This window comes from Sphingobium xenophagum NBRC 107872 (genome assembly GCF_000367345.1).
GTDB classification, from domain to species: domain Bacteria; phylum Pseudomonadota; class Alphaproteobacteria; order Sphingomonadales; family Sphingomonadaceae; genus Sphingobium; species Sphingobium xenophagum.
Map to the genome: position 1 here is coordinate 124385 of NZ_BARE01000001.1, position 21795 is coordinate 146179.

The 21795-nt window shown below is 65.1% G+C and carries 17 protein-coding genes and 1 riboswitch; of the genes, 6 read left to right on the forward strand and 11 right to left on the reverse strand.

The window, feature by feature from the left end; translation table 11 throughout:
- Positions 1-52: 52 nt before the first annotated feature.
- Positions 53-832 (forward strand): TSUP family transporter, encoded by a 780-nt coding sequence (locus tag SX1_RS00670; RefSeq protein WP_017183140.1) that lies wholly within the window; start codon positions 53-55, stop codon positions 830-832.
- Here the strand turns inward: SX1_RS00670 and SX1_RS00675 are convergent.
- Positions 817-2442, reverse strand: a complete 1626-nt coding sequence (locus SX1_RS00675) for an ATP-binding protein (protein WP_019051504.1) — start codon at positions 2440-2442, stop codon at positions 817-819. The genes SX1_RS00670 and SX1_RS00675 overlap by 16 nt on opposite strands.
- A 148-nt stretch (positions 2443-2590) precedes the next feature.
- Between SX1_RS00675 and hrpB the strand changes: the two genes are divergently transcribed.
- From hrpB to SX1_RS00700, 5 genes are all read left to right on the forward strand, one after another.
- The gene (gene hrpB, locus SX1_RS00680; protein WP_019051505.1) at positions 2591-5134 is read left to right on the forward strand and encodes an ATP-dependent helicase HrpB; all 2544 of its coding nucleotides are present in this window, start codon (positions 2591-2593) and stop codon (positions 5132-5134) included.
- Positions 5135-5189: 55 nt separating this feature from the next.
- Positions 5190-5468, forward strand: a complete 279-nt coding sequence (locus tag SX1_RS00685; protein WP_017184145.1) for an ETC complex I subunit — start codon at positions 5190-5192, stop codon at positions 5466-5468.
- Between the two features lie 119 nt (positions 5469-5587).
- Positions 5588-5833, forward strand: a complete 246-nt coding sequence (locus SX1_RS00690; RefSeq protein WP_017184144.1) for an acyl carrier protein — start codon at positions 5588-5590, stop codon at positions 5831-5833.
- A gap of 111 nt (positions 5834-5944) precedes the next feature.
- Complete coding sequence (spt, locus tag SX1_RS00695) at positions 5945-7171, forward strand: serine palmitoyltransferase (RefSeq protein WP_019051506.1); 1227 nt, start codon at positions 5945-5947, stop codon at positions 7169-7171.
- Between the two features lie 61 nt (positions 7172-7232).
- Positions 7233-9230 carry an ATP-binding protein gene (locus SX1_RS00700; RefSeq protein ID WP_019051507.1) on the forward strand — a complete coding sequence of 666 codons (1998 nt, stop codon included), beginning with the start codon at positions 7233-7235 and terminating at the stop codon, positions 9228-9230.
- Here SX1_RS00700 and SX1_RS00705 read toward each other — a convergent pair.
- The 10 genes from SX1_RS00705 to ftsA form a co-directional block, all read right to left on the reverse strand.
- A complete protein-coding gene (locus SX1_RS00705; protein WP_019051508.1) occupies positions 9187-10062 on the reverse strand; it encodes a hypothetical protein in 876 nt (291 codons plus the stop codon). The two genes, SX1_RS00700 and SX1_RS00705, sit on opposite strands and share 44 nt — an antisense overlap.
- A 95-nt stretch (positions 10063-10157) precedes the next feature.
- Positions 10158-10793 (reverse strand): DUF938 domain-containing protein, encoded by a 636-nt coding sequence (locus SX1_RS00710; RefSeq protein WP_019051509.1) that lies wholly within the window; start codon positions 10791-10793, stop codon positions 10158-10160.
- Positions 10790-12358, reverse strand: coding sequence for an aminomethyl-transferring glycine dehydrogenase subunit GcvPB (gcvPB, locus tag SX1_RS00715; protein ID WP_019051510.1), 1569 nt, complete (start codon positions 12356-12358; stop codon positions 10790-10792). The genes SX1_RS00710 and gcvPB overlap by 4 nt, the downstream gene beginning before the upstream one ends.
- Positions 12359-12479: 121 nt before the next feature.
- Entirely contained in the window at positions 12480-13838 is a 1359-nt protein-coding gene (gene gcvPA / locus SX1_RS00720; RefSeq protein WP_019051511.1) for an aminomethyl-transferring glycine dehydrogenase subunit GcvPA, read from the reverse strand.
- A 119-nt stretch (positions 13839-13957) separates the two neighbouring features.
- Positions 13958-14329: a glycine cleavage system protein GcvH gene (gcvH, locus tag SX1_RS00725; protein WP_017184137.1), complete on the reverse strand. Its 372-nt coding sequence runs from the start codon at positions 14327-14329 to the stop codon at positions 13958-13960.
- 29 nt (positions 14330-14358) lie between these two features.
- Positions 14359-15510 carry a glycine cleavage system aminomethyltransferase GcvT gene (gene gcvT / locus SX1_RS00730; RefSeq protein ID WP_019051512.1) on the reverse strand — a complete coding sequence of 384 codons (1152 nt, stop codon included), beginning with the start codon at positions 15508-15510 and terminating at the stop codon, positions 14359-14361.
- Positions 15511-15676: 166 nt separating this feature from the next.
- Positions 15677-15777, reverse strand: a riboswitch (glycine riboswitch).
- Between the two features lie 58 nt (positions 15778-15835).
- Complete coding sequence (locus SX1_RS00735; protein WP_019051513.1) at positions 15836-16990, reverse strand: deoxyguanosinetriphosphate triphosphohydrolase; 1155 nt, start codon at positions 16988-16990, stop codon at positions 15836-15838.
- 11 nt (positions 16991-17001) lie between these two features.
- Positions 17002-18819: an SPOR domain-containing protein gene (locus SX1_RS00740; RefSeq protein ID WP_019051514.1), complete on the reverse strand. Its 1818-nt coding sequence runs from the start codon at positions 18817-18819 to the stop codon at positions 17002-17004.
- Positions 18820-18978: 159 nt separating this feature from the next.
- Positions 18979-20400: a cell division protein FtsZ gene (gene ftsZ / locus SX1_RS00745; RefSeq protein WP_017184133.1), complete on the reverse strand. Its 1422-nt coding sequence runs from the start codon at positions 20398-20400 to the stop codon at positions 18979-18981.
- Between the two features lie 108 nt (positions 20401-20508).
- Positions 20509-21795 carry a cell division protein FtsA gene (gene ftsA / locus SX1_RS00750; protein ID WP_017184132.1) on the reverse strand — a complete coding sequence of 429 codons (1287 nt, stop codon included), beginning with the start codon at positions 21793-21795 and terminating at the stop codon, positions 20509-20511.

A 21795-nucleotide genomic window follows, 5' to 3' on the forward strand; every position in this document is an offset into this window, starting at 1 on the left:
AGGCTCCGACAGGCTCAGCCCGAACGGGATGGGGTGGCGGGCCAAAGCACCCATGATCCTGACCCCCGAAACCCTCGCCTTCCTGATGGCCGCCGCATTGACGGCGAGCTGTATCGACGCGATGGCGGGTGGCGGCGGGCTTATCACCCTGCCCGCGCTGATGGCCGCCGGCATTCCGCCGGTGCAGGCTGTCGCCACCAACAAGCTGCAAAGCTGCTTTGGCACATTCGGCGCGTGCCTCGCCTATGCCCGGCGCGGGCATATGGACCTCAAAACCTACAAGGCGCCGGTGATCGCCGCCTTCATCGGCTCGGTCGGCGGCGCATGGCTGCTCCAGCGGGTCGATCCGTCGATCCTGGCCGGGCTGATGCCTGCCTTGCTCATCACCATCGCCGCCTATTTCACCTTCTCTCCCAAGCTGGGCGAGGCAGACCGGCACGCGCGCGTCGGCATTGCTGCGCTAAGCGGCCTGATCGGCGTCATCGGCTTTTACGACGGCTTTTTCGGTCCAGGCGCGGGCGCTTTCTACACAACCATCTTTCTGGCGCTGGGCGGCCTGTCGATCCTGCGCGCCACCGCCCAGACCAAGGCCGCCAATTTCGCCAGCAATGTTGCAGGCCTGCTGACCATGGTGGCTGGCGGCCATGTGCTATGGGTCGCGGGCCTCACCATGGCGATCGGCAGTATCATCGGCGGGCAGGTGGGATCGCATCTGGCCATGCGCTTCGGCTCCAGGCTGATCAAGCCGCTGCTGATCATCATGTCGCTGGCGCTGACGACCAAGATGCTGATCGATCCGAAGAACCCGATTCACATCTACCTGTTCGGCTGATCGTCGGACTGGAGCAAGGCGGCGACCCGGCGGCGCAATTCCTCGACGGCGAAGGGCTTGGTCAGCACTTCCATGCCATGTTCGATATGCCCGTGGTTCAGCACGGCATTTTCAGCATAACCCGTCACGAACAAGATGCGCAGGTCCGGCCGCAATGCCCGCGCCGCGTCGGCTACCTGCCGCCCGTTCAGCCCGCCCGGCAAGCCGACATCGGTAACCAGCAGGTCTATCCGCGCCGGTGATTCCAGCACCTTGAGGCCCGATGGCCCATCGCCCGCTTCGACGCAGGCATAGCCAAGATCGGTCAGGGCATCGACCATCAGCATGCGAACCGATGGTTCATCGTCGATTACCAGCACCGTCTCGCCCGCTTCGGCTTCGGTGGCGGCGTCGGGCAGGGCCGGACTTTCCTCATCCTCTTCGCCGCGATGGCGCGGCAGATAGACGCACACCGTCGTCCCCTGTCCGATTTCGGAATAGAGGCGGACATGGCCGTGGCTCTGCCGGGCAAAGCCATAAACCATCGACAGGCCCAGCCCCGTCCCCTGCCCCATCGGCTTGGTGGTGAAGAAGGGATCGAACACCCGGTCCAGAAGCGTCTTTTCAATGCCGGTCCCGGTATCGCTGACGGACACGGTAACATATTGGCCCGGCGTCAGCCCATGGTCGCGGGCGGTGCGATCGTCCAGCCATCGATTGGCGGTCTCGATGGTGATCTTGCCCCCGTCCGGCATGGCGTCGCGCGCATTGATGCACAGGTTGAGCAGCGCATTTTCCAGCTGGTTGGCATCGACCAGCGCAGGCCATAGCCCGCTCGCCGCGATCGTCTGCACCTCGATCTGCGGCCCCACGGTCCGGCGCACCAGTTCGGTAAAGTCGGTGAACAGGCGGTTGATGACGGTTGGCTTGGGCGTCAGCGTCTGACGGCGGGAAAAGGCCAGCAGCCGGTGGGTCAGCGATGCGGCGCGCCGGGTCGCGCCCTGCCCGGCGGCCAGATAGCGTTCGACATCCGCCGTGCGCCCCTCGGCCAGACGCAGGCCGATCATTTCAAACGCGCCGGAAATCCCGGCCAGCAAATTGTTGAAATCATGGGCCAGGCCGCCGGTCAATTGCCCCACCGCCTCCATCTTCTGCGCCTGTCGCAGCGCGGCTTCCGCTTCCTCCCGCTCGGCCAGCGCCTGCGCGATCCGCGTCTCCAGCGTTTCGTTCAGCTGCCGCAACTCGGTTTCGATGCGAATGCGATGGGTCACATCCTTGAACAGAACCGCAACCTGCTTGTCCTCCAGCGCGCCGATGCGAAAGGAGGAAATGTCGAGATGGCGGCCGGTAGCGATCAGTTCGCGCTGGAAGTGGATCGGCTCGCCGGTGCGCAACACGCGGCCATATAGTTCCAGCCAGCCATCAGCCTCATCCGGGACCAGTTCACGCAATGTCTGGCCAACGACATTGGAAATGCCGGCATGGCGTTCATAGGCGGGGTTCGCCTCGATATGAATATAGTCGCTTAACGGTCCATGCGGCCCGTCGAAAAATTCGATGACGCAAAAGCCTTCGTCCATCGTTTCAAACAGCGTACGATAGCGTTCCGCATCTTCGGTAAATGCCGACATGCCCTGTTTATCCCCCGACCCATGCTCGCGCGCGCAAGGGCTATAATTTCTGCCTATCACGCAAACGCCTGAAACAGCTAATCTTTCCCTCACCGCGCAATTTCCGTTCCACTTGCGATTTCGCGTCAATGGGGCAAGAGGAAGGGCCATGAGCGCCCTGCCCATCCATGCCGTCCTGCCAGACCTGCTCGCTGCACTGCGCACCGGCAGCAATGCCGTGCTGGTCGCGCCGCCGGGGGCTGGCAAGACGACGGCGGTGGCGCCCGCGCTGCTGGACGAACTGTGGTGCAGCGGTCAGGTCTTGCTGCTTTCCCCCCGCCGTCTCGCCGCCCGCGCCGCTGCCGAACGGATTGCCGAAATGCTGGGCGAACAGCCGGGCGGCACGGTCGGCTATGCCACGCGGATGGACAGCAAAATGTCGGCGCGTACCCGTTTGCTGGTGCTGACGGAGGGCATTTTCGTCCGCCGGATTCAGGACGACCCCGAACTGACGGGCGTGTCGGCGGTGCTGTTCGACGAAGTGCATGAGCGTAGTCTGGACAGCGATTTCGGCCTCGCGCTGGCGCTCGACGCGCAGGAGGCGCTGCGCCCGGACCTGCGCATCGTGCCCATGTCCGCAACCCTCGACGGCGCGCGCTTCGCCGCCTTGCTGCGCGACGCACCGGTGATCGAGAGCGAAGGCCGCATCCAGCCGCTCGAACTGCGTCATATCGGCCGCCATGCCGAACGCAAGATCGAGGATGAGATGGCCGCCGCCATCCGCCGCGCCATCAGCGAGGAAGCGGAAGGCGACCTGCTCGCCTTCCTGCCGGGCGTGCGAGAGATTGAACGCACGGCGGAGCGGATCGACGGCGGCCCCTATGACGTGCATCTCCTGCACGGATCGCTTGATCCCGCCGCGCAGCGGGCCGCGATCCGGCCATCACGGTCGGGCGCGCGCAAGATCATATTGGCGACCAGCATCGCGGAAACCAGCCTGACCATCGACGGTGTGCGGATCGTCGTCGACAGCGGGCTGGCGCGGCGCCCCCGTTATGACCGGGCGGCGGGCGTCACCCGGCTGGTGACCGAACGGGCAAGCCAGGCGTCGGCGACCCAGCGTGCGGGCCGCGCCGCGCGGCAGCGGCCCGGCGTCGCCTATCGCCTGTGGGAAGCAGCCGCGAGCGCTGGCATGCCCCCCTTCGATCCGCCGGAGATATTGGAAAGCGACCTTTCCAGCCTGCTGCTCGACTGCGCACTGTGGGGCGTGAGCGATCCGGGGACGCTGCGCTGGCTCGATCCCCCGCCCGCCGCAGCCGTCGCCGAGGCGCGGACAAGGCTGACCGCGCTGGAGGCGCTGGATGGCGACGGTCGGATCACGCCCCATGGCAAGGCGCTGGCGAAACTGCCGCTCAGCCCGCGCATCGCGCATATGCTGGTGCGCGCAGCCGAAATGGGGCTGGCGCAGACAGCCGCCGACATTGCCGTGCTGCTGGGCGAACGCGGCATTGGCGGACAGGACACCGACCTTACGCTGCGCCTGCAACGCTGGCGGCGGGAGGGCGGCAAGCGGGCCGATGCTGGCCGCGCGCTGGCCAAGCGCTGGGCGGGTCTTGTGGCGACGCCCAACCATCTTGCTCCCCTCCCGCTTGCGGGAGGGGCCGGGGGAGGGTCTGTACCAGCTAATCTGGCGACACGCCCTCCCCTAACTCCTTCCGCAAGCGGGAGGGGGACAGTCAGCGCGACGGAAGCCACCGGCCTCTGCCTTGCGCTCGCCTTTCCCGATCGCGTGTCGAAACGCCGCTCCGCCGATGGCGCGGACTGGACCAGTGTGGGCGGGCGCGGTTTCCGGCTCGATCCCCTGTCGCCGCTCGCCCGCGAAGAATGGCTGGCGGTGGGAGAGGTGCAGGGCAGCGCGGCAGGCGCGCGCATCCTGTCCGCCGCGCCGATCGCCGAAGCGGACGTGCTGGCGCTGTTTCCGGACCGGATCATCACGAGCCGCACCGTCCGCTTCCGCTCCGCCAATGGCGGGATAGAGGCGCTGCGCGAACGGCGGCTGGGCGCGGTACGCCTGTCGTCAGGCTCCGACGACAGGCCCGATCCGGCGGCGGTAGTGGCGGCGCTGCTGGACGGCGTGCGACAGGGTGGCCTAGATCTCCTTCCCTGGTCGGAGGCCGCACAGTCGCTGCGGATGCGCGCCGACTTTGCCGGGGTGGAGGCGCTGTGCGATGCCGCCCTGATCGCCAGCCTGGACGAATGGCTCCCGCTGCTGCTGGCGGGCAAGCGCCGCCTGTCGGACATCGACCGGTCGCACTTGTCGGGGGTGCTGGACGGCCTGATCGGGTGGGATGGCAAGCAGCAGGTGGACCGGCTCGCCCCGCCCGATTTCCGCTCTCCGGCAGGCAGCACCCATGCGATCGACTATATGGCCGATGGCGGCCCGCGCGTCGAATTGCGGGTACAGGCGCTCTACGGCCTTGCCGAGCATCCGACCGTGGGCAGCGCGCGCATCCCGCTCGTCCTGTCGCTCACCTCGCCCGCTGGCCGCCCGATCCAGACGACGCGCGACCTGCCCGGCTTCTGGGCGGGCAACTGGCGCGATGTGGCGAAGGAAATGCGCGGCCGCTACCCCCGGCACCCATGGCCCGACGATCCGACCGCCGCCCCGCCCACGCTGCGCACCAAGCGCGCCGATGCCCGCACGCGCACTTGACTTCACGCCGGACGCTGGTGCAACGCAGCATGACGATTTACCGGAGTCTTTCGCGATGAGCGCGCGCATTTACCAGATCCAGAAGAACGCCCTGCAATCGGGCAAGGCGCTGACCCATAAATGGGTGCTGGAATATGCACCGGCAGAAGCGAAGCAGGCCGATCCGCTGACCGGGTGGGCTGGCTCTGGCGACACGCAGCAGCAGCTCAAGCTCAGCTTCCCCTCGCAGGAAGCCGCCATCGCCTATGCGCAAAAGCAGGGCGTGCCCTACACCGTGATAGCGACACCCCCCAAGACGCTGAAATTGCAGGCCTACGCCGACAATTTCCGCTAAAGGCGCAAAAACACCGTGCAAATTCGGGCGCGATGCTGCCCGATTACCGCCTTATTCCCTTGCCATAGGGCAGGCCAAGGCGGCAAAAGCCGTGCTTTACGGAAAGACAGAAGCAAAAGATGACGGATCGCACCGAAATTTTCGACAGCGTCGCCGCGCAGGTCGCCCCCTTCAACAAGAAGGGCGTCGCGCTGACCGAAACCACCACCTTTGCCGGCGATCTGGAATGGGACAGCCTGACGGTCATGGATTTTGTCGCCGCGATCGAGGATGAATTCGACATTCTGATCACCATGAACATGCAGGCGGAAATTGAGACGGTCGGCCAGCTGGTCGATGCCGTCGCGAAGCTGAAGGCCGCCTGAGTTTGTCGTCACCCCGGACTTGATCCGGGGTCCAGTGCGCCAGGCACTCCGCATGGAACCCTGGATGCCGGACCAGGTCCGGCATGACGAATTGGGAAAGACAGAAGAGATATGACCGACACCGCCACTGAAACCCGCGACCTGCTGTCCAAATTCGATCCCCTGATCGCCGAGCGGCAAGCCCTGCTCGACACCGGCGTGCGCGATCCTTTCTCGATCGTGATGGATCAGGTGCTTTCGCCGACGCGCGCGATCATCAAGGGCAAGGAAACCATCCTGCTGGGCACCTATAACTATATGGGGATGACCTTCGACCCGGACGTGGTCGCGGCGGGCAAGAAAGCGCTGGACGAATTTGGCGCTGGCACGACCGGCAGCCGCGTCCTCAACGGCACCTATCAGGGCCATCGCGAAGTCGAGGACGCGCTCAAGGAATTTTACGGCACATCGTCCGCCATGGTCTTTTCGACCGGCTATCAGGCCAATCTGGGCATGATTTCGACGCTGGCCGGACGCGGCGACTATGTCGTGCTGGACGCTGACAGCCATGCGTCCATCTATGATGGCTGCTTCCTGGGCGACGCCGAAATCGTCCGCTTCCGCCATAATAGCGTCGAGGATCTGGACAAGCGCCTGGGCCGCCTGCCCGCCGATGCGCTCAAGCTGGTCGTGCTGGAAGGCGTCTATTCGATGCTGGGCGACATTGCCCCCCTGCCCGACATGGTGGCTGCGGTGCGCAAGCATCAAAATTGCATGATCCTGGTCGATGAAGCGCATGGCATGGGCTTTTTTGGTCCCAATGGCCGGGGCGTCTATGAGGAACAGGGCGTCGAAAAAGACGTGGATTTCGTCGTCGGCACCTTTTCCAAATCGGTCGGCACGGTCGGCGGCTTCTGCGTTTCCAACCATCCCAAGTTCGAAATCATGCGGCTGGTCTGCCGTCCCTATGTGTTCACCGCATCGCTGCCGCCCAGCGTGGTCGCGACCGCCGCGACCTCCATCCGCAAGCTGATGCATGCGGGCGAAAAGCGCGCCCACTTGTGGAAGAACAGCAAGCGGCTGCATCAGGGGTTGACCGACCTTGGCTTCACCCTGGGCACCACGACGCCGCAATCGGCGATCATCGCGGTGATCCTGACCGATCAGGCGCAGGCGGTGGCCATCTGGCAGACGCTGCTCGAACTGGGCCTCTACGTCAACATGGCGCGCCCGCCCGCAACCCCGGCCGGCACTTTCCTGCTGCGCTGCTCGCTATGTGCCGATCATAGCGACGAACAGGTCGAACAGATTATCGGCATGTTCAAGGCCGCGGGTCAGGCGACCGGCGCGATCGCCTGACCGGCACGCCGTTGATCAGCGCTGTTTCGCTGCTATGCTTGTTCCGCTAGTGTGACGAGTGATGGCGGACAGCGACACTTTGGATCATGAAGGCAGCAGCTTGCGCGTTAAGGCACGACGCCTGCTGCCATTCCTGCTCGGCATCCTGCTGGTCGGGTCGCTCGGCGCTTTGCTCTATAGCGCCAGCAACGCCTCGCGCGATCATCAACTGGCGCTGGCCGAACAGCAGCGCAGTTTCGAGATCATCGCGCTGGCCCGCGCGTTCGAGGCACAGACTGCGCGCGCGGAAGTGACGCTGGCCCGCTATGTCATTGGCCTCAACCCCGATACCGGCCGCCTGTTTCAGGACCAGTGGCGCACTGCTGGCGCGCAATTGAAGGCGCTGGCCTTTGCGACGCGCGGCACCGGATGGCAGCGCGGCAATGTGGAGGCGCTGCAACAAGCCTTCATGGCGCGCGGCAAGACACTGAACGAAATCGGCCTGCGCACCACCTACGACCAGAAGATGGCAGCGCTCGGTCGCTTTCACGAAGCGGGGACGTCGCGCGATCTGAAACGCATCACCGCGCTGCTCAACCGCGTCATAGAGGCGGAAAATCTGCGCCTGCGCGAACGCAGCCTTGCCGTGGCGCTCGCGGGGGACCGTACCGAATGGATGGGGCAGACCTCACGCCTGCTGGGGCTGGCGATGCTGGTATGTGTGCTGTTCGCCGCCTGGTTCGCCCATGTCGCCTATAGCGATCGCCGCAACGCGCGGCGACTGGCGGAGGCGGAGGCGGAGGCGGAACGGGCCGACCGGCTGGACCTGGCGGTGCGCGCACGCACGGCGGAACTGACCGATGCCTATGAGCGGTTGCAACAGGAATCGATCGATCGCGCGGCGGCGGAGGAAAATCTGCGCCAGATGCACAAAATGGACGCGGTGGGTCAGCTGACCGGTGGTATCGCCCATGATTTCAATAATATGCTGGCCGTTGTTGTCGGTGGACTGGAACTGGCGAAGCGCAATATCCGGCTAAAGCCGCAGGAAGCATCCCGTCATCTCGACAATGCGATGGAGGGGGCCAATCGCGCCTCCGCCCTCACGCGTCGCCTGCTTGCCTTTGCCCGGTCCGAACCATTGCTGCCCAGCGCAGTCGATCCCGATGCGCTTGTGTCGGGCATGGCGGACCTTATCGACCGCACCATCGGCGACCAGATCACCGTGGCGCTCGCACCCAGGGCGCAGGGATGGCGCATCTTCGTTGACCAGCACCAGATGGAAAATGCGATCCTGAACCTGTGCGTCAATGCGCGCGACGCCATGGACGGGCGCGGGCGGCTGACCATCGGCACCAGCCAGACCGCGCTGGCGGCGGGTGAGGTCGGCGATTGCCAAGCGGGCGACTATGTCGTGCTGAGTGTCACTGATGATGGCTGCGGCATGAGCGCCGAGGTACTGGCGCGCGTGTTCGAGCCGTTTTTCACCACCAAGCCGGTCGGCAAGGGCACGGGTCTAGGCCTTAGCCAGATCTTCGGCTTCGTGCGCCAGTGCGAAGGCGAAATCCGCATCGAGTCCGAACCGGGCAAGGGCACCAGCGTCCATGTCTACCTGCCCCGGCGGATGGGCGACGCGGCAGCCGATGCCAGCGAGGCCATATCCTCCCCGCACGACGCAACGCTTCATCCGCCCACCCGCATCCTGGTGGTGGAGGATGATCCGCGTGTGCTGAAACAGACCATGGCGGCGCTGGCGGAACTGGGGCACCTGCCCATCGCCTGCGATCATCCGTCCAAGGCCGCAAAGCTGCTGTCCAATAATAGCGATATTGGCCTGATCATGAGCGACGTGCTGATGCCGGACCTGACCGGGCCGGAAATGATCCGCGCCCTGCCGCAGCAATATCGCCATCTGCCGGTGCTGTTCGTCACCGGCTATGCGGGCGACGCAACCGCCAGCGCCGATTTTGCGGGCCATGAAGTACTGCGCAAACCCTATACGCTGATGTCGCTCGCCAATGCCCTGTCCGTCGCGCTCAGCGGATCGAACCAGAACGGAACAGTCGCGGCAGCAGAGTGACCGCGCCCAGAAGCGGCCAGCGCCGCTGCCATGGCTTGATGACGATTGCCGTCCCGGCATGACGGTTGATTTTCCACGCCAGATAATCGATCCCGCCCGCATAGGTGAAGCTCGCCTTGGCCAGTCGCACGACCGACAGCCACTTGCCCCGCCGCTGAAGCGCACGCCAGCGCTGCGCGGCCTGCTCCGGTGACCGGGGCAGGCCATCGGCCAGCGCCGCCTCGCCAAAACGGCGGTAGCGATCGGGGTCCGCATCAACGATGGACAGCGACCGCCCCTTGCGCTCCGCCCGCAACTCGGCCTGGTAGGTCAGGGTGAAGCCCGCCTTCCACAGGGACAGCGCATCCTGACCTTCCGCCATAGGCAGGGCCAGCGACAACAGGGTCGGCGCGGCTTGAGCCACCGCCGCGATGGCCCGCGCCCGCGCATCCTCATCTACCGCCCACAGCAATCGCGACGGCTGCGCAAAGCGCGCCCAGACCGACACATTATCCGCCGCATGACTGCACAGCCGGGCGAAGTCCGCTTCGGACAACACCGCATATTTGGCGATCAAGCCACTATATTCAAACGGAAACACATTGGGCGGGATCAGCGCATTGGCCCGCGCCAGCCAGCTTTTGCCATATGCAGCGCGATAGTCCGACACGATCAGGTAGAAATCCAGCATCAGCCCGTCGAGATTGGCCTCCCGCAGGCAGGAGCCGTAGAATAGGACCGCGCGGGCCGCGTGCGGATGTTGCGCCGCGATCGCCCCGGCCATCGCCGCCGCACGCGGATCGGCGGGCTGGAGCATCTCGGCGGCGACAAGGGGAAGGAGTTGGCTGGACATTGCGCTCCCCTTATCCGTTCGGCCTGAACTTGTCGAAGGCCTGTTCCTGTTCGCGGGACTGTAAAGCGCTTCGACAGGCGCAGCGCGAACGAATTTCAGAAGTCCGCTCGCCTGAAAATCAGCGACAGATTGTTCGCCGGCATGTCCACCATCCTGTCGAGGCGCAACCCTTGCGCCTCCGCTGCGGTCACGACATCCTCCACCCGGCGCAGACCCCAGCGCTGGTCGCGGGCCTTGAGCGAAGCATCGAACGCCAGGTTGCTGGGCGCAGTTTCCACATCATCGCGTATATAGGGTCCGTACAGATAGAGCGGCCCACCCGGCGGCAGAACCCGCCCTGCCCCCTGCATCAACCCCAACGTCGCGTCCCATGGGCTGATATGCACCATATTGATGCACAATATCGCATCGGCGTGGTCGACCGGCCAGTCTCCCGCCGCGTCCAGCCGGATCGGTTCATGCAGATTGGAAAGGTCCGCCTCCGCCCGCCATGCCGCGATGGAGGCCAGCGCAGCCATATCGGGATCGCTTGGCTGCCAATCGAGCGCGGGCAGCGCGGCGGCGAAATGGATGATATGTTCGCCGCTACCGCTCGCCACCTCCAGCACCAGACCGGATGGCGGCAAGGCATCGCGCAGGATGGTCAGGATGGCGTCCCTGTTCCGCAACGTCGCGGGGGCGTGGCGCTTCTGCGCCTCGCCGCCCGCTTCACCCGGAACCCAGGGCGTCATTCCGCCGCCTGCGCCAGCGTCTGCGCTTCCCATGTCAGCACGGGCTTGCGCGCCGCCAGCGTTTCGTCGAGACGGCGGCGCGGCGCATGATAGGGCGCGCCCTTCAATGCCTCATCCCCTGCCTTGGCCCGCTGCGCCAGGCTGCGCAGCGCCATGATGAACTGGTCGAGGGCCGCCTTGCTTTCCGTCTCGGTCGGTTCGACCAGCATCGCGCCATGAACGACCAGCGGAAAATACATGGTCATCGGGTGGAACCCCTCGTCAATCAGCCCCTTGGCGATGTCGAGCGTGGTAAAGCCATCGGCCAGCCCCTTGTCGCTGAACAGCGCCTCATGCATGCAGGGGCCGCTGCCGCCGAACGGCGCGTCCAGCACGTCGTTCAGGCTACGCAGGATATAATTGGCGTTGAGGACCGCATCCTCCGCCACCTGCCGCAGGCCGTCCGCGCCGTGGCTCAGAATATAGGCCAGCGCGCGGGTGAACATCCCCATCTGACCGTGGAAAGCGACCATCCGCCCGAACGTGCCGGCATGATGATCCTCAGCCGATTCCTCCTCGATCAGGACGAAGCGATCGCCCTGCCTTTCGACGAAGGGCAAAGGCGCATAAGGGGCAAGCGCCTCCGACAGCACGACCGGGCCGGAACCGGGACCGCCCCCGCCATGGGGCGTGGAGAAGGTCTTGTGCAAATTGATGTGCATCGCATCGACGCCCAGATCGCCGGGGCGGACCCGGCCGACAATGGCGTTGAAATTCGCGCCATCGCAATAGACGAACGCGCCAGCCGCATGAACCGCGTCGGAAATCGTCTTGAGATCCCGCTCGAACAGGCCGCACGTATTGGGGTTGGTGATCATCACCGCCGCAACGTCCGGTCCCAGCCGCGCGGTCAGTGCCGCCAAATCGACACGGCCCTCCGGGGTCGCCGGAATATCCTCGACCTTATAGCCACAAAAGGCTGCCGTCGCAGGGTTTGTGCCATGCGCGCTTTCAGGTACCAGCACGACGCTGCGCGCGTCACCGCGCGCCTCCAGCGCCGAACGGATCGCCAGCAGGCCGCACAATTCGCCATGCGCCCCGGCCTTGGGCGACATCGCCACCGCATGCATCCCCGTCAGCGTCACCAGCCATTCCGCCAGTTCATGGATCACCGCCAGCGCGCCCTGCACCGTCGATTGCGGAGCGAGCGGGTGGAGATCGGCAAAACCGGGCATCCGCGCGACCTTTTCATTGAGGCGCGGATTATGCTTCATCGTGCAACTGCCGAGCGGAAACAGGCCAAGATCGATCGCATAATTCTGGCGGCTAAGGCGCGTATAATGCCGCACCGTTTCCTGTTCGGACAGGCCAGGCAAGCCGATCGCCCCACGCGCCAGTCCGCCAAGGCGGGTGGCAAGCTTGGGCGCGGGCGCGAAATCGACGCCGGTGGTATCGGTCGATCCAATCTCGAAGATCAACGCCTCTTCCAGCATCAGCGCGCGGTTTCCCGTCGCCGTGGCCGGGGCCATATGCGCGTCCTTGACGGTGACGGGCGCGGTGGGACGGCCTTCCTTGAGCATGGTCATGCGACACTCTCCTTGTTCGCGCCGTATTCCCGCGAAGGCGGGAACCCAGTCCCGCCCTTGCGGGTAGCTGAACGGCCGGACTGGGCTACCGCCTTCGCGGCAGCACTGAGGCTATGAACGGTCATGCCAGTTCCTCCTCCAGCGCCTGGGCCAGCGTTTCGATATCCTCCGCCGTCACCGTCTCGGTCACAGCGACGACCAACCCGTTGCCGACCGATGCGTGTTGCGGGAACAGACGGCCCAGCGACACGCCGGCCAGCACGCCCTTGTCGGCCAGGCTGCGCACCACGTCCCGCGCATCCTTCGTCAGGACCAGCGTGAATTCGTTGAAGAAGCTCTCATTGAGCAGCGTCACGCCCGGCACCTGCGCCAGACGATCCGCCGCCTGGCAGGCCAGCCCATGATTGAGCGCCGCCAGTTCACGCAACCCGCGCTCACCCAGCAGGGTCATGTGGATGCTGAACGCCAGCGCGCAAAGCCCTGAATTGGTGCAGATATTCGACGTCGCCTTCTCGCGCCGGATATGCTGTTCACGCGTGGAGAGCGTCAGCACGAAACCGCGCTTGCCCGCCGCGTCCACCGTCTCGCCACACAGGCGGCCCGGCATCTGGCGGACATATTTCTGCTTGCAAGCGAAGAGGCCGAGATACGGCCCGCCAAATTGCAGCCCAACGCCGATCGACTGGCCCTCGCCCACGACGATGTCCGCGCCCATCTCGCCGGGCGGTACCAGCGCGCCCAGCGCCACCGGCTCGGTCACCACGGCGACCAGCAGCGCACCGGCGGCATGGGCCGCGTCCGCCAGCGGGGTCAGGTCGGCAATGCGGCCCAAAATGTCGGGATATTGGACGACGACGCAGCTTGTATCCTTGTCGATGCCCGCGATCAGCGCGTTGATATCGGTGTCGGCGCTCAGGGTCGGCGCGTCATGCACCAACTGGTCGCCGGTGAATTTCGCCATCGTATTGGCGACCGACACATAATGGGGGTGCAGGCCCGACGACAAGATCGCCTTGCCCCGCTTGGTGATCCGCCGCGCCATGCCGATCGCTTCCCAGCAGGCGGTCGACCCGTCATACATGGATGCGTTCGCCACGTCGCAGCCCAGCAGGCGCGCTACCTGCGTCTGGAACTCGAACAATACCTGCAACGTCCCCTGCGCGATTTCCGGCTGATAGGGCGTGTAGGCGGTCAGAAACTCGCCACGTTGGATCAGATGATCGACGCTGGCCGGGACATGATGCCGATAGGCGCCCGCCCCAAGGAAAAAGGGCGCTTCCCCCGCCGACAGATTTTGCCGCGCCAGCTTGCTCATATGGCGTTCGACCGCCAGTTCGCTCGCATGATCAGGCAGGCCCGCGATCTTGGCGGACAGCCGGGCTTCGGCGGGCACATCGACGAACAGATCGTCGATCGACGCCGCGCCGACGACGGACAGCATGTCCGCGCGGTCAGTGTCGGTCAGGGGTAGGTAGCGCATCAATTTCTCCTTCTCCCCTTCTGGGGAGGGGCCGGGGGTGGGCGCTGTCGGCTCGACGCGGCGCGTGAGGCAAGCCCCCACCCCAACCCCTCCCCTGAAGAGGAGGGGCGATTAAAATATCAAAGGCTGGCCACAAACTTCTTGTAGGCCGCTTCGGTCATCAGCCCTTCCAGCTCGGACGGGTCGGTCATGCGCAACTTGAAGAACCAGCCATCTTCCTCCGCGTCGCTGTTGACCAGCGCGGGCTCATCCTCCAGCGCGCCATTGGTTTCGATCACTTCGCCGGAAATCGGCGCATAGACGTCCGACGCGGCCTTGACCGATTCGACCACGGCGGCATCGTCGCCCTTGTCGAACGTGGTGCCTTCGGCGGGCAGTTCGACGAACACGATGTCGCCCAGCTGCTCCTGCGCATAGTCGGTAATGCCGACCGTGGCGATCTCGCCCTCGACATCGATCCATTCATGTTCGTCGGTGAAATAGCGGCTCATGGGTCTGTCTCCCCTATCGGACAAAAAATTCAGGCTTTGCGGCGATAATTGTGCGGCACAAACGGCATGGGCGCGACCTTTGCGCCGATGCGCTTGCCGCGCACTTCAATTTCCAGCGCGGTGCCGATGGCGCTATGGGGCAGGCTGACCCAACCCATCGCAATCGGCGCACCCACGGTCGGGGCAAAACCGCCGGAGGTGACGTCGCCCACCTGCACATCGCCGACATAAATCTGCGCGCCCTCGCGCGCGGGCAGGCGACCCTCGATGGTCAGGCCCACGCGCTTTGCGCCCGGCCCGTCCGCCAGTTCCTTCATCACCCGGCCATGGCCGATGAAGCCGCCTTCCTCACGACGGCGCTTCGAAATCGCAAAGCCCAGATCAGCGCCGATGGTGCTGACCGCAGGGGTCAGGTCATGGCCATAGAGCGGCAACCCCGCCTCCAACCGCAAGGAATCGCGCGCGCCAAGGCCGATTGGTTTCACCTGCGGCAGGGCACACAAGGCGTCGGCAAAGGCGTTCGCTGCATCGGCGGGCAGGCTGATCTCGAACCCGTCCTCGCCGGTATAGCCCGACCGACTGATCCACAGCGGCACCCCGTTCCACTCAAACGCGCCGCACTGCATGAAAGTCAGCTCGGCGGTCCCCGGCACCAGCACAGCCATCGCCTCGCCCGCTTCCGGCCCCTGCAACGCCAGCAGCGCCTGATCGGCCATATGGTTCATGATCACGGCATCGGGCAAATGCTCGATCATCCAGGCAATATCGTCATATTTGGTCGCGCCGTTCACGACCATGTAGATCGCCGCGTCATCGAACGCCCCATCGCCAAGGCGCGATACCATCAGGTCATCCAATATGCCGCCATCGCGATCCAGCAACATCGAATAGCGCTGGCGAAAGGGCTTCAATCCCTTGATATCGCTGGGCAGCAACAGCTCCAGCGCTTCGTCCACGCCCTCACCCGAAAAGGTCAGTTGCCCCATATGGCTGACGTCGAACAGGCCCGCATGTTCGCGGGTCCAGCCATGTTCGGCCATGATGCCATCATATTGGATCGGCATGTGATAACCGGCAAACCCCACCATCCGCGCGCCGCGCGCGCGATGCCAGGCGTCGAGCGGCAAGGCCTCCAGCGGCAGGCTTTCTTCCAGCGTGGCGATATTGTCCGTGGCGGTCATGAAACGACCTTTCCGTAAGAGGGCACAGCGACGATCGACCCGGCCAACGGACCGCCTTTTCGTCACCCCCTCTGTCACGGGAACCTGAGAGCTTTGACCGTCCTTTGCGGGAAACGGCTTACCCCTTCGGTGGGACAGGTTCCCCCATCCGCTTTCCAGAGCGTCTGCGCGTGATGCGGTCCTTTGGCCTGAGAGATTCCGGGGCGGTTGCTCCTTCGGCGACAGGCTTGGCCTGAAAGGCCGCCCATACTCTCCCGCATCATGCCCGGCGCCGAATCCTCAGCGCCGACGACATGATTTGCATTGCGTCAAACGCACCGGCGCGTCAATCCGCCACCGCCCCGAATATCTCGGCATGGCGTTTTTCGGCGTAGCGGTCGGTCATGCCCGCGATGAAATCGGCGATGTGGCGGCTGCGGTCGGGTTCGCCGGTCACGCACTCATCGCGCCATTCACCCGGCATCAGCGCGGGATCGGCCTGATAGGCGGCGAACAGGTCGGTGACGATCACCCTCGCCCGGTCGGCAGCGGCCAATTGTTCGGGATGATGATAGAGGCTGGCATACATGAAACGCTTCAGATCACGCTCTTGTGCCGCCAGTTCGGGCGAGAAGGCAACCAGCGTGCGGCCCAGCGCGCGCACATCCTCCACCGTCCGCACCCCCGATTCTGCGATATTGGCGCGGGTCGCGGCAATCAGGTCATTGGCCATCACGCCAATCTGTTCGCGCACCAGTTCGCGCAGCAGCCTGTCCTGCGCGACATCGGGATAGCGGGCCCGCACCCGGTCCCAACAGCGCGCCACGAACGGCACCTCCAGCAACTGCTCCAGCACCAGCAGCCCCGCGCGCAGCCCATCGTCAATGTCGTGATTGTCATAGGCGATATCGTCCGAAATCGCCGCCAGTTGCGCCTCCAGCGAGGCATGGCTGGTCAGGTCTAGCGGGAATAAAGCGTCGAGTTCGCGCATCGCCCAGCCGGGATTGCGGATCGGCCCATTATGCTTGGCCAGCCCCTCCAGCATTTCCCAGCTCAGATTGAGTCCCCGGAACCGCGGATAGGGACTTTCCAGCAGCATCAGCGTGCGCAGCGTATGGGCGTTATGATCAAAGCCGCCATGCGCCTCCATCGCCGCCTCCAGCGCATCCTCGCCAGCATGGCCAAAGGGCGGATGGCCAATGTCGTGGGCCAGGCACAAAGCCTCGGTCAGATCCTCGTTCAGCCCCAGCGTCCGCGCGGTGGTGCGGCCGATCTGCGCAACCTCCAGACTGTGGGTCAGGCGGACGCGGAAATGATCGCCATCGGGCGACACAAAGACCTGCGTCTTGTGGCGCAGGCGGCGAAATGCGATCGAATGGATGATGCGATCCCGATCCCGCTGGAACATGTCGCGCGGGCCACGCACCTCGCCCCCCTCTTCGGGGTGGAGGCGGCCACGGCTGGCGGCGGGATGGCAGGCATAGGAAGCAAGGGTCGTCATGGGACGCCCCTCTACTCGCCGCTCAGCCTTTCGACCACCTCTCCGGCATCACTTTGCCAGGCAAAAACATCTGCGCCCTTGCCCTTCAGCTTGGTTTCGAGCGTCCTGGCGCGGGTGAAGCTGGCGAAAGGACCGACGACCATACGATTGGTCCGGCCCCAACTGGCGATCCAGGCGCTTTGCGGGGCTAGCTCGTCATATTTCTTGCGCAGCGCCTTCAGCGTGAATGCCAGCGCGCTCTTATTCGCGCCGGTCGCGATCTGAAGCCAGTTGCGTGACGGATTGTCGGCCAGGCGCTTCTTTTCCTCCGCCTCCTTCTTCGCCTTAGCATCGGCTTCCGCCTTGGCCTTGGCTGCGGCGGCTTTCTTCACCTTTTCGGCGGCGGCCAGACGCTCGGCGCGGCGCGCGGCCTGCATTTTCTCGATTTCGGCCAGATCGACGGCCGCGACGGTGGGTCGCCGTTCCGCGTCCGGCACATCGATGGCGCGGATGATGTCGGCCAGCGTGCGGGTCGCCTGTGGATCGGGCTGAGGCGGCGGCGCGGGCGGCGTGGGCTGCACAACAGGCGAAGCAGCGGGCGTCGATGCCGGTGCGGAAGCCTGGGCCAGCGCGGTGGCATTATTCGCTACCGTGGTCGCAGGCTGATTGGCGGCAGGCGCCGCGGTCCGCGGCGTGTCGAGCGATTCAAGACCGGGCGCTGGCGGTCCCTGCACCTGCGGCGTGGCGGCGGCAAGCTGCCGTGGCGGAGCAGACTGGGTCGGGGCCGGTGCGCCGGGCGTCGGCTGGACCATCTGCACCTGCGCCGGTGCCGGTGTCGGTGTCGGTTGGACGGTTTGCGGCGCAGGCTGCTGCAGGGTTGGCGCAGAACTCGGTGTGGGCGCTGGAGTCGGGGTGGGCGTCGGTGCCGGCGTCGGTTGAACCGTCGCCGTTCGCGGCGTTTCGGCCCGCGCCAGCCGCGTTGCTTCGCGGCGCTGGCGCTGCTGCTCAGCACGACGCGTGCGGCGATCCTGCGCCGGGCTGGTCGGGGCGGCCGCCACAGCGACCGGCGGTGGTGCCTTGGTTGCCACCGGCTGGCTGTAGCCGGGAGCCGGTGGCGTCGGCACGATCGCGGCGATGGTAGTGCCGACCTGCGCCGGGAAATGCCCGAAATGAATCGCAGCAGCCTTCTGCGCTGGCGTCAGATAGGGCATTTTGCGCAGATAGGGCATCATCGCGGCGGCGAGCTGCGGCGGCATGGTCTGCTCGGCTATCTTCTGCGCTTCAGCCTGCCGGTTGTTCATCGCCAATATGAATACGCGCGATCGCCATGCCGCGCGATCGCTCTTGTAGAATAGCGGCTGCATGACCTTGTCCGACGCATCGATCTGCCCGGCTATCCCCAATGACGATGCATAGCGGCGAATCAGTTCCGCATCGTCGGGCGTGCGTTGCAGCGCCGCCTGATAATCGCGCTGCGCCCCCGCCTGATCCCCGGTCATGTCACGCGCCAGCCCGCGATCAGCCAGGATCGTGGCGTCGGGATAGCCCAGCCGCGCCGCCTGATCGAACAGGCGCAACGCTTCACCGGGATTTTGCAGCTTCAACATCACCCGCCCCAGCCCGGCCTTGATCCGGCCATTACCGCTGGCGATCGCATCGGCGCGGGCAAAAAAGCCGGTGGCGGCGCGCGGGTCGTCCAACGCCAGCGCAGCCTCCCCCGCGCCGATCAGCGCCGCCACATCGCGCGGATTGGTGGACAGACGGGCAAGGTAGCTGTTGAGGCCGGCCGCGTCGGGCGGACGGACCAGCTGCGATTGGTCAACCTGCGCGAATGCGCCGCCCGGAAGCATCAGCGCGGCAATTATCCAGGGAAGAGAGCGTTTCACACCCGTGCCTTAACCGATGCCGCCATGAATGGGAAATGACCGCCAACGAAAAAGCGCGCCCGGTTGCCTTGTGGGACCGACGGCGCGCTTCTGGTGGAGCAGATGCCCCGGCAAGCGGATCGCTTACTGGTTGTTCTGGCGATTGAGGAAGCGCGGAATGTCCATCCCCGGCGCGCCTTCGTCGGCGGCTGGCGACTTTTCCGTGCCACGCGTCAGGCCCGCCATCCGCTCGAACAGGGTGCCGCCCGATGCGACACGCGGTGCGGGCTCTGCTGGCGGAGGTGGTGCTGCACTTTCCGCGCCGAGGACCAGTTCATCCTCTGCCGGGTCATCGTCCGAAAAGACAGCGACCGGGCGCGGCGCAGCGAACGGCGCGGGCGCGGCGGCTGCCACCGGCGCGGGGGCCGGCGCTTCGGGGACGTCCAGTTCCAGCGTTTCCGGTTCAGGTGCTGGCGCGGGAGCTGCCTGTGGCGCGGGCGCGGGTGCAGCGGCCTTGGGCGCTGCCGACTGGGGCACCGACACCGCAGGGCGGCTGGCAAAGCTGAAAGGCTGGGTCAGCGGCGCGGCATGATTGCCAACATCATTGTCGATGCCCGTCGCGACAACCGACACGCGAATCTTGCCATTCAGATTGTCGTTGAACGCGCTGCCCCAGATGATGTTCGCGTCCGGGTCCACCAGTTCGCGAATATGGTTGGCGGCTTCGTCCACTTCCATCAGGCGCATATCCTCGCCACCGACGATCGACACGATGACGCCCTTTGCCCCGCGCATCGACACGCCGTCGAGCAGCGGGTTGGCGATCGCCTTCTCCGCCGCCTGAAGCGCACGACCGTCGCCTTCGGCTTCGCCGGTGCCCATCATCGCCTTGCCCATTTCGCCCATCACGGAACGCACGTCGGCAAAGTCGAGGTTGATGAGGCCGGGCATGACCATCAGGTCGGTGATGCCGCGCACACCCTGTTGCAGCACTTCGTCCGCCATCTGGAACGCTTCCTTGAAGGTCGTGTTCGGATTGGCGATCAGGAACAGATTCTGGTTGGGAATGACGATCAGCGTATCGACATGCTTTTGCAGTTCGTCGATGCCCGATTCCGCCGACTTCATTCGGCGATTGCCTTCGAACGTGAACGGCTTGGTCACGACGCCAACGGTCAGGATGCCGCGTTCGCGCGCCGCCTTGGCGATGACGGGGGCCGCCCCGGTGCCGGTACCGCCGCCCATACCGGCGGCGATGAAGCACATATGCGCGCCCTCCAGCGCCTGCTCGACCGACACGATCGTTTCTTCCGCAGCCGCCTTGCCGATTTCGGGACGCGATCCTGCGCCCAGACCCTCGGTGATTTGCGGGCCAAGTTGGATGCGGCGTTCCGCTGGCGAGGCGTTGAGCGCCTGCGCATCCGTATTCGCCACGATGAAGTCCACGCCCTCGACATGGGCTGCAATCATGTTCGCGATGGCATTGCCGCCCGCGCCGCCGACACCGATCACCGCGATACGCGGCTTCAGTTCATCCACATGCGGAGGGCTGATCTCAATGCTCATATATTCTGCTCCCTCAGCTTCCTCGTCAGGAAGCAACAACCGACATCAAATGTTAACACCAGAAACTGGAGTATTTCACCAGTTAATTTCGTCTTACTGTAAATTCGTTCAATAGTTGGTCTTTATCGCCCGCATCATCCGCTGCCACCACAAGGGCGCGCCCAGACGATGCACGGTTTGCGGCGCGGGCGCCATCGTGCGGAGATCAACCGGGTTGGAAGCGCCGTAAAGCGCCAGCCCCGCCAGCGTCGCGAAGGCCGGGCCACTATGCGCTTCGGGCATGGCGGACAAGCCCCTTGGCCTACCAATCCGCACCGCGCGGCCCAACGCGCCCTGCGCATAGTCGGCAATGCCCTTCATTTCTGCGCCGCCCCCGGTCAGCACCACCTGCCGCCCGGTGGGGGAATTGAATCCCATGCCCGCCAGCGCGGCGTTCACTTCGGACATCAACTGATTGAGCCGTTCGCAGATGACGCCGACCAGCGCCGCGCGCGTGATCTTGCCCCCTTCCGCATTGGGACCGGCGCTTTGCCCCGGCAGGGCGACGTCACCATGAGGGGTTGCGATCTCGATCATCTCGCGGAAATCGCGGCGGTTCTGCATCGCCGAACCATAGAAGCATTTGATCCGCTCCGCCTGGCTGCGGCGAATGCCAAAGGCCGATGCAATATCGTCGGTAATGTCGGACGCCCCGATGGGAATGGAATGCAGGCCCACCAACATTCCCCCGGCATAGAGCGACACATTGGTCACCCCTGCCCCCAACTCCACCAACGCCACGCCCAGATCGCGTTCTTCTTCGGACAGGCAAGCGAGGCCCGTCGCGATCGGCGATGCGACGATGGAATTGACGTTCAGATAGGCGCCACGCACGCACAGGTCCAGATTGGCAAGCGGCGCGCCGTCGGCCAGCACGACATGAATATCCACGCCCAGCAGGTCCGCATGCATCCCGGCGGGTTTCTTGACCGGCACCTTGCCATTGATGGTGAAGCAGGTGGGTTGCGCATGCAGCACCACGCGACCATCCGGGTCGATGCCCTGTTGCCCGGTCGTCAGCAAATCGTCGATATCGGCCTGCTCGATGCGATAGCCGCCCATGTCGCGCTCTACCGTCACGACATCGCTGACCAGGCTGCCGCCCGAAAAGCTGACCCACACATCCTCGATATTGGTGCCAGCGACCCGCTCGGCCTGCTCGATCGTTTCGCGCACCGCCAGTTCGGTGCGCTCCATGTCGGCGATGAAGCCGCGCCGCACGCCCCGGCTTTCGCGCTGGCCCGTGCCCAAAATCGCCAGTTCGCCGGTGTCGGTTCGCCCCGCGATCAGCGCAGACACTTTCCACGATCCGATGTCGATCGCGGTGATCAGCTTTTCGACCTTGGGCTGCGCCAT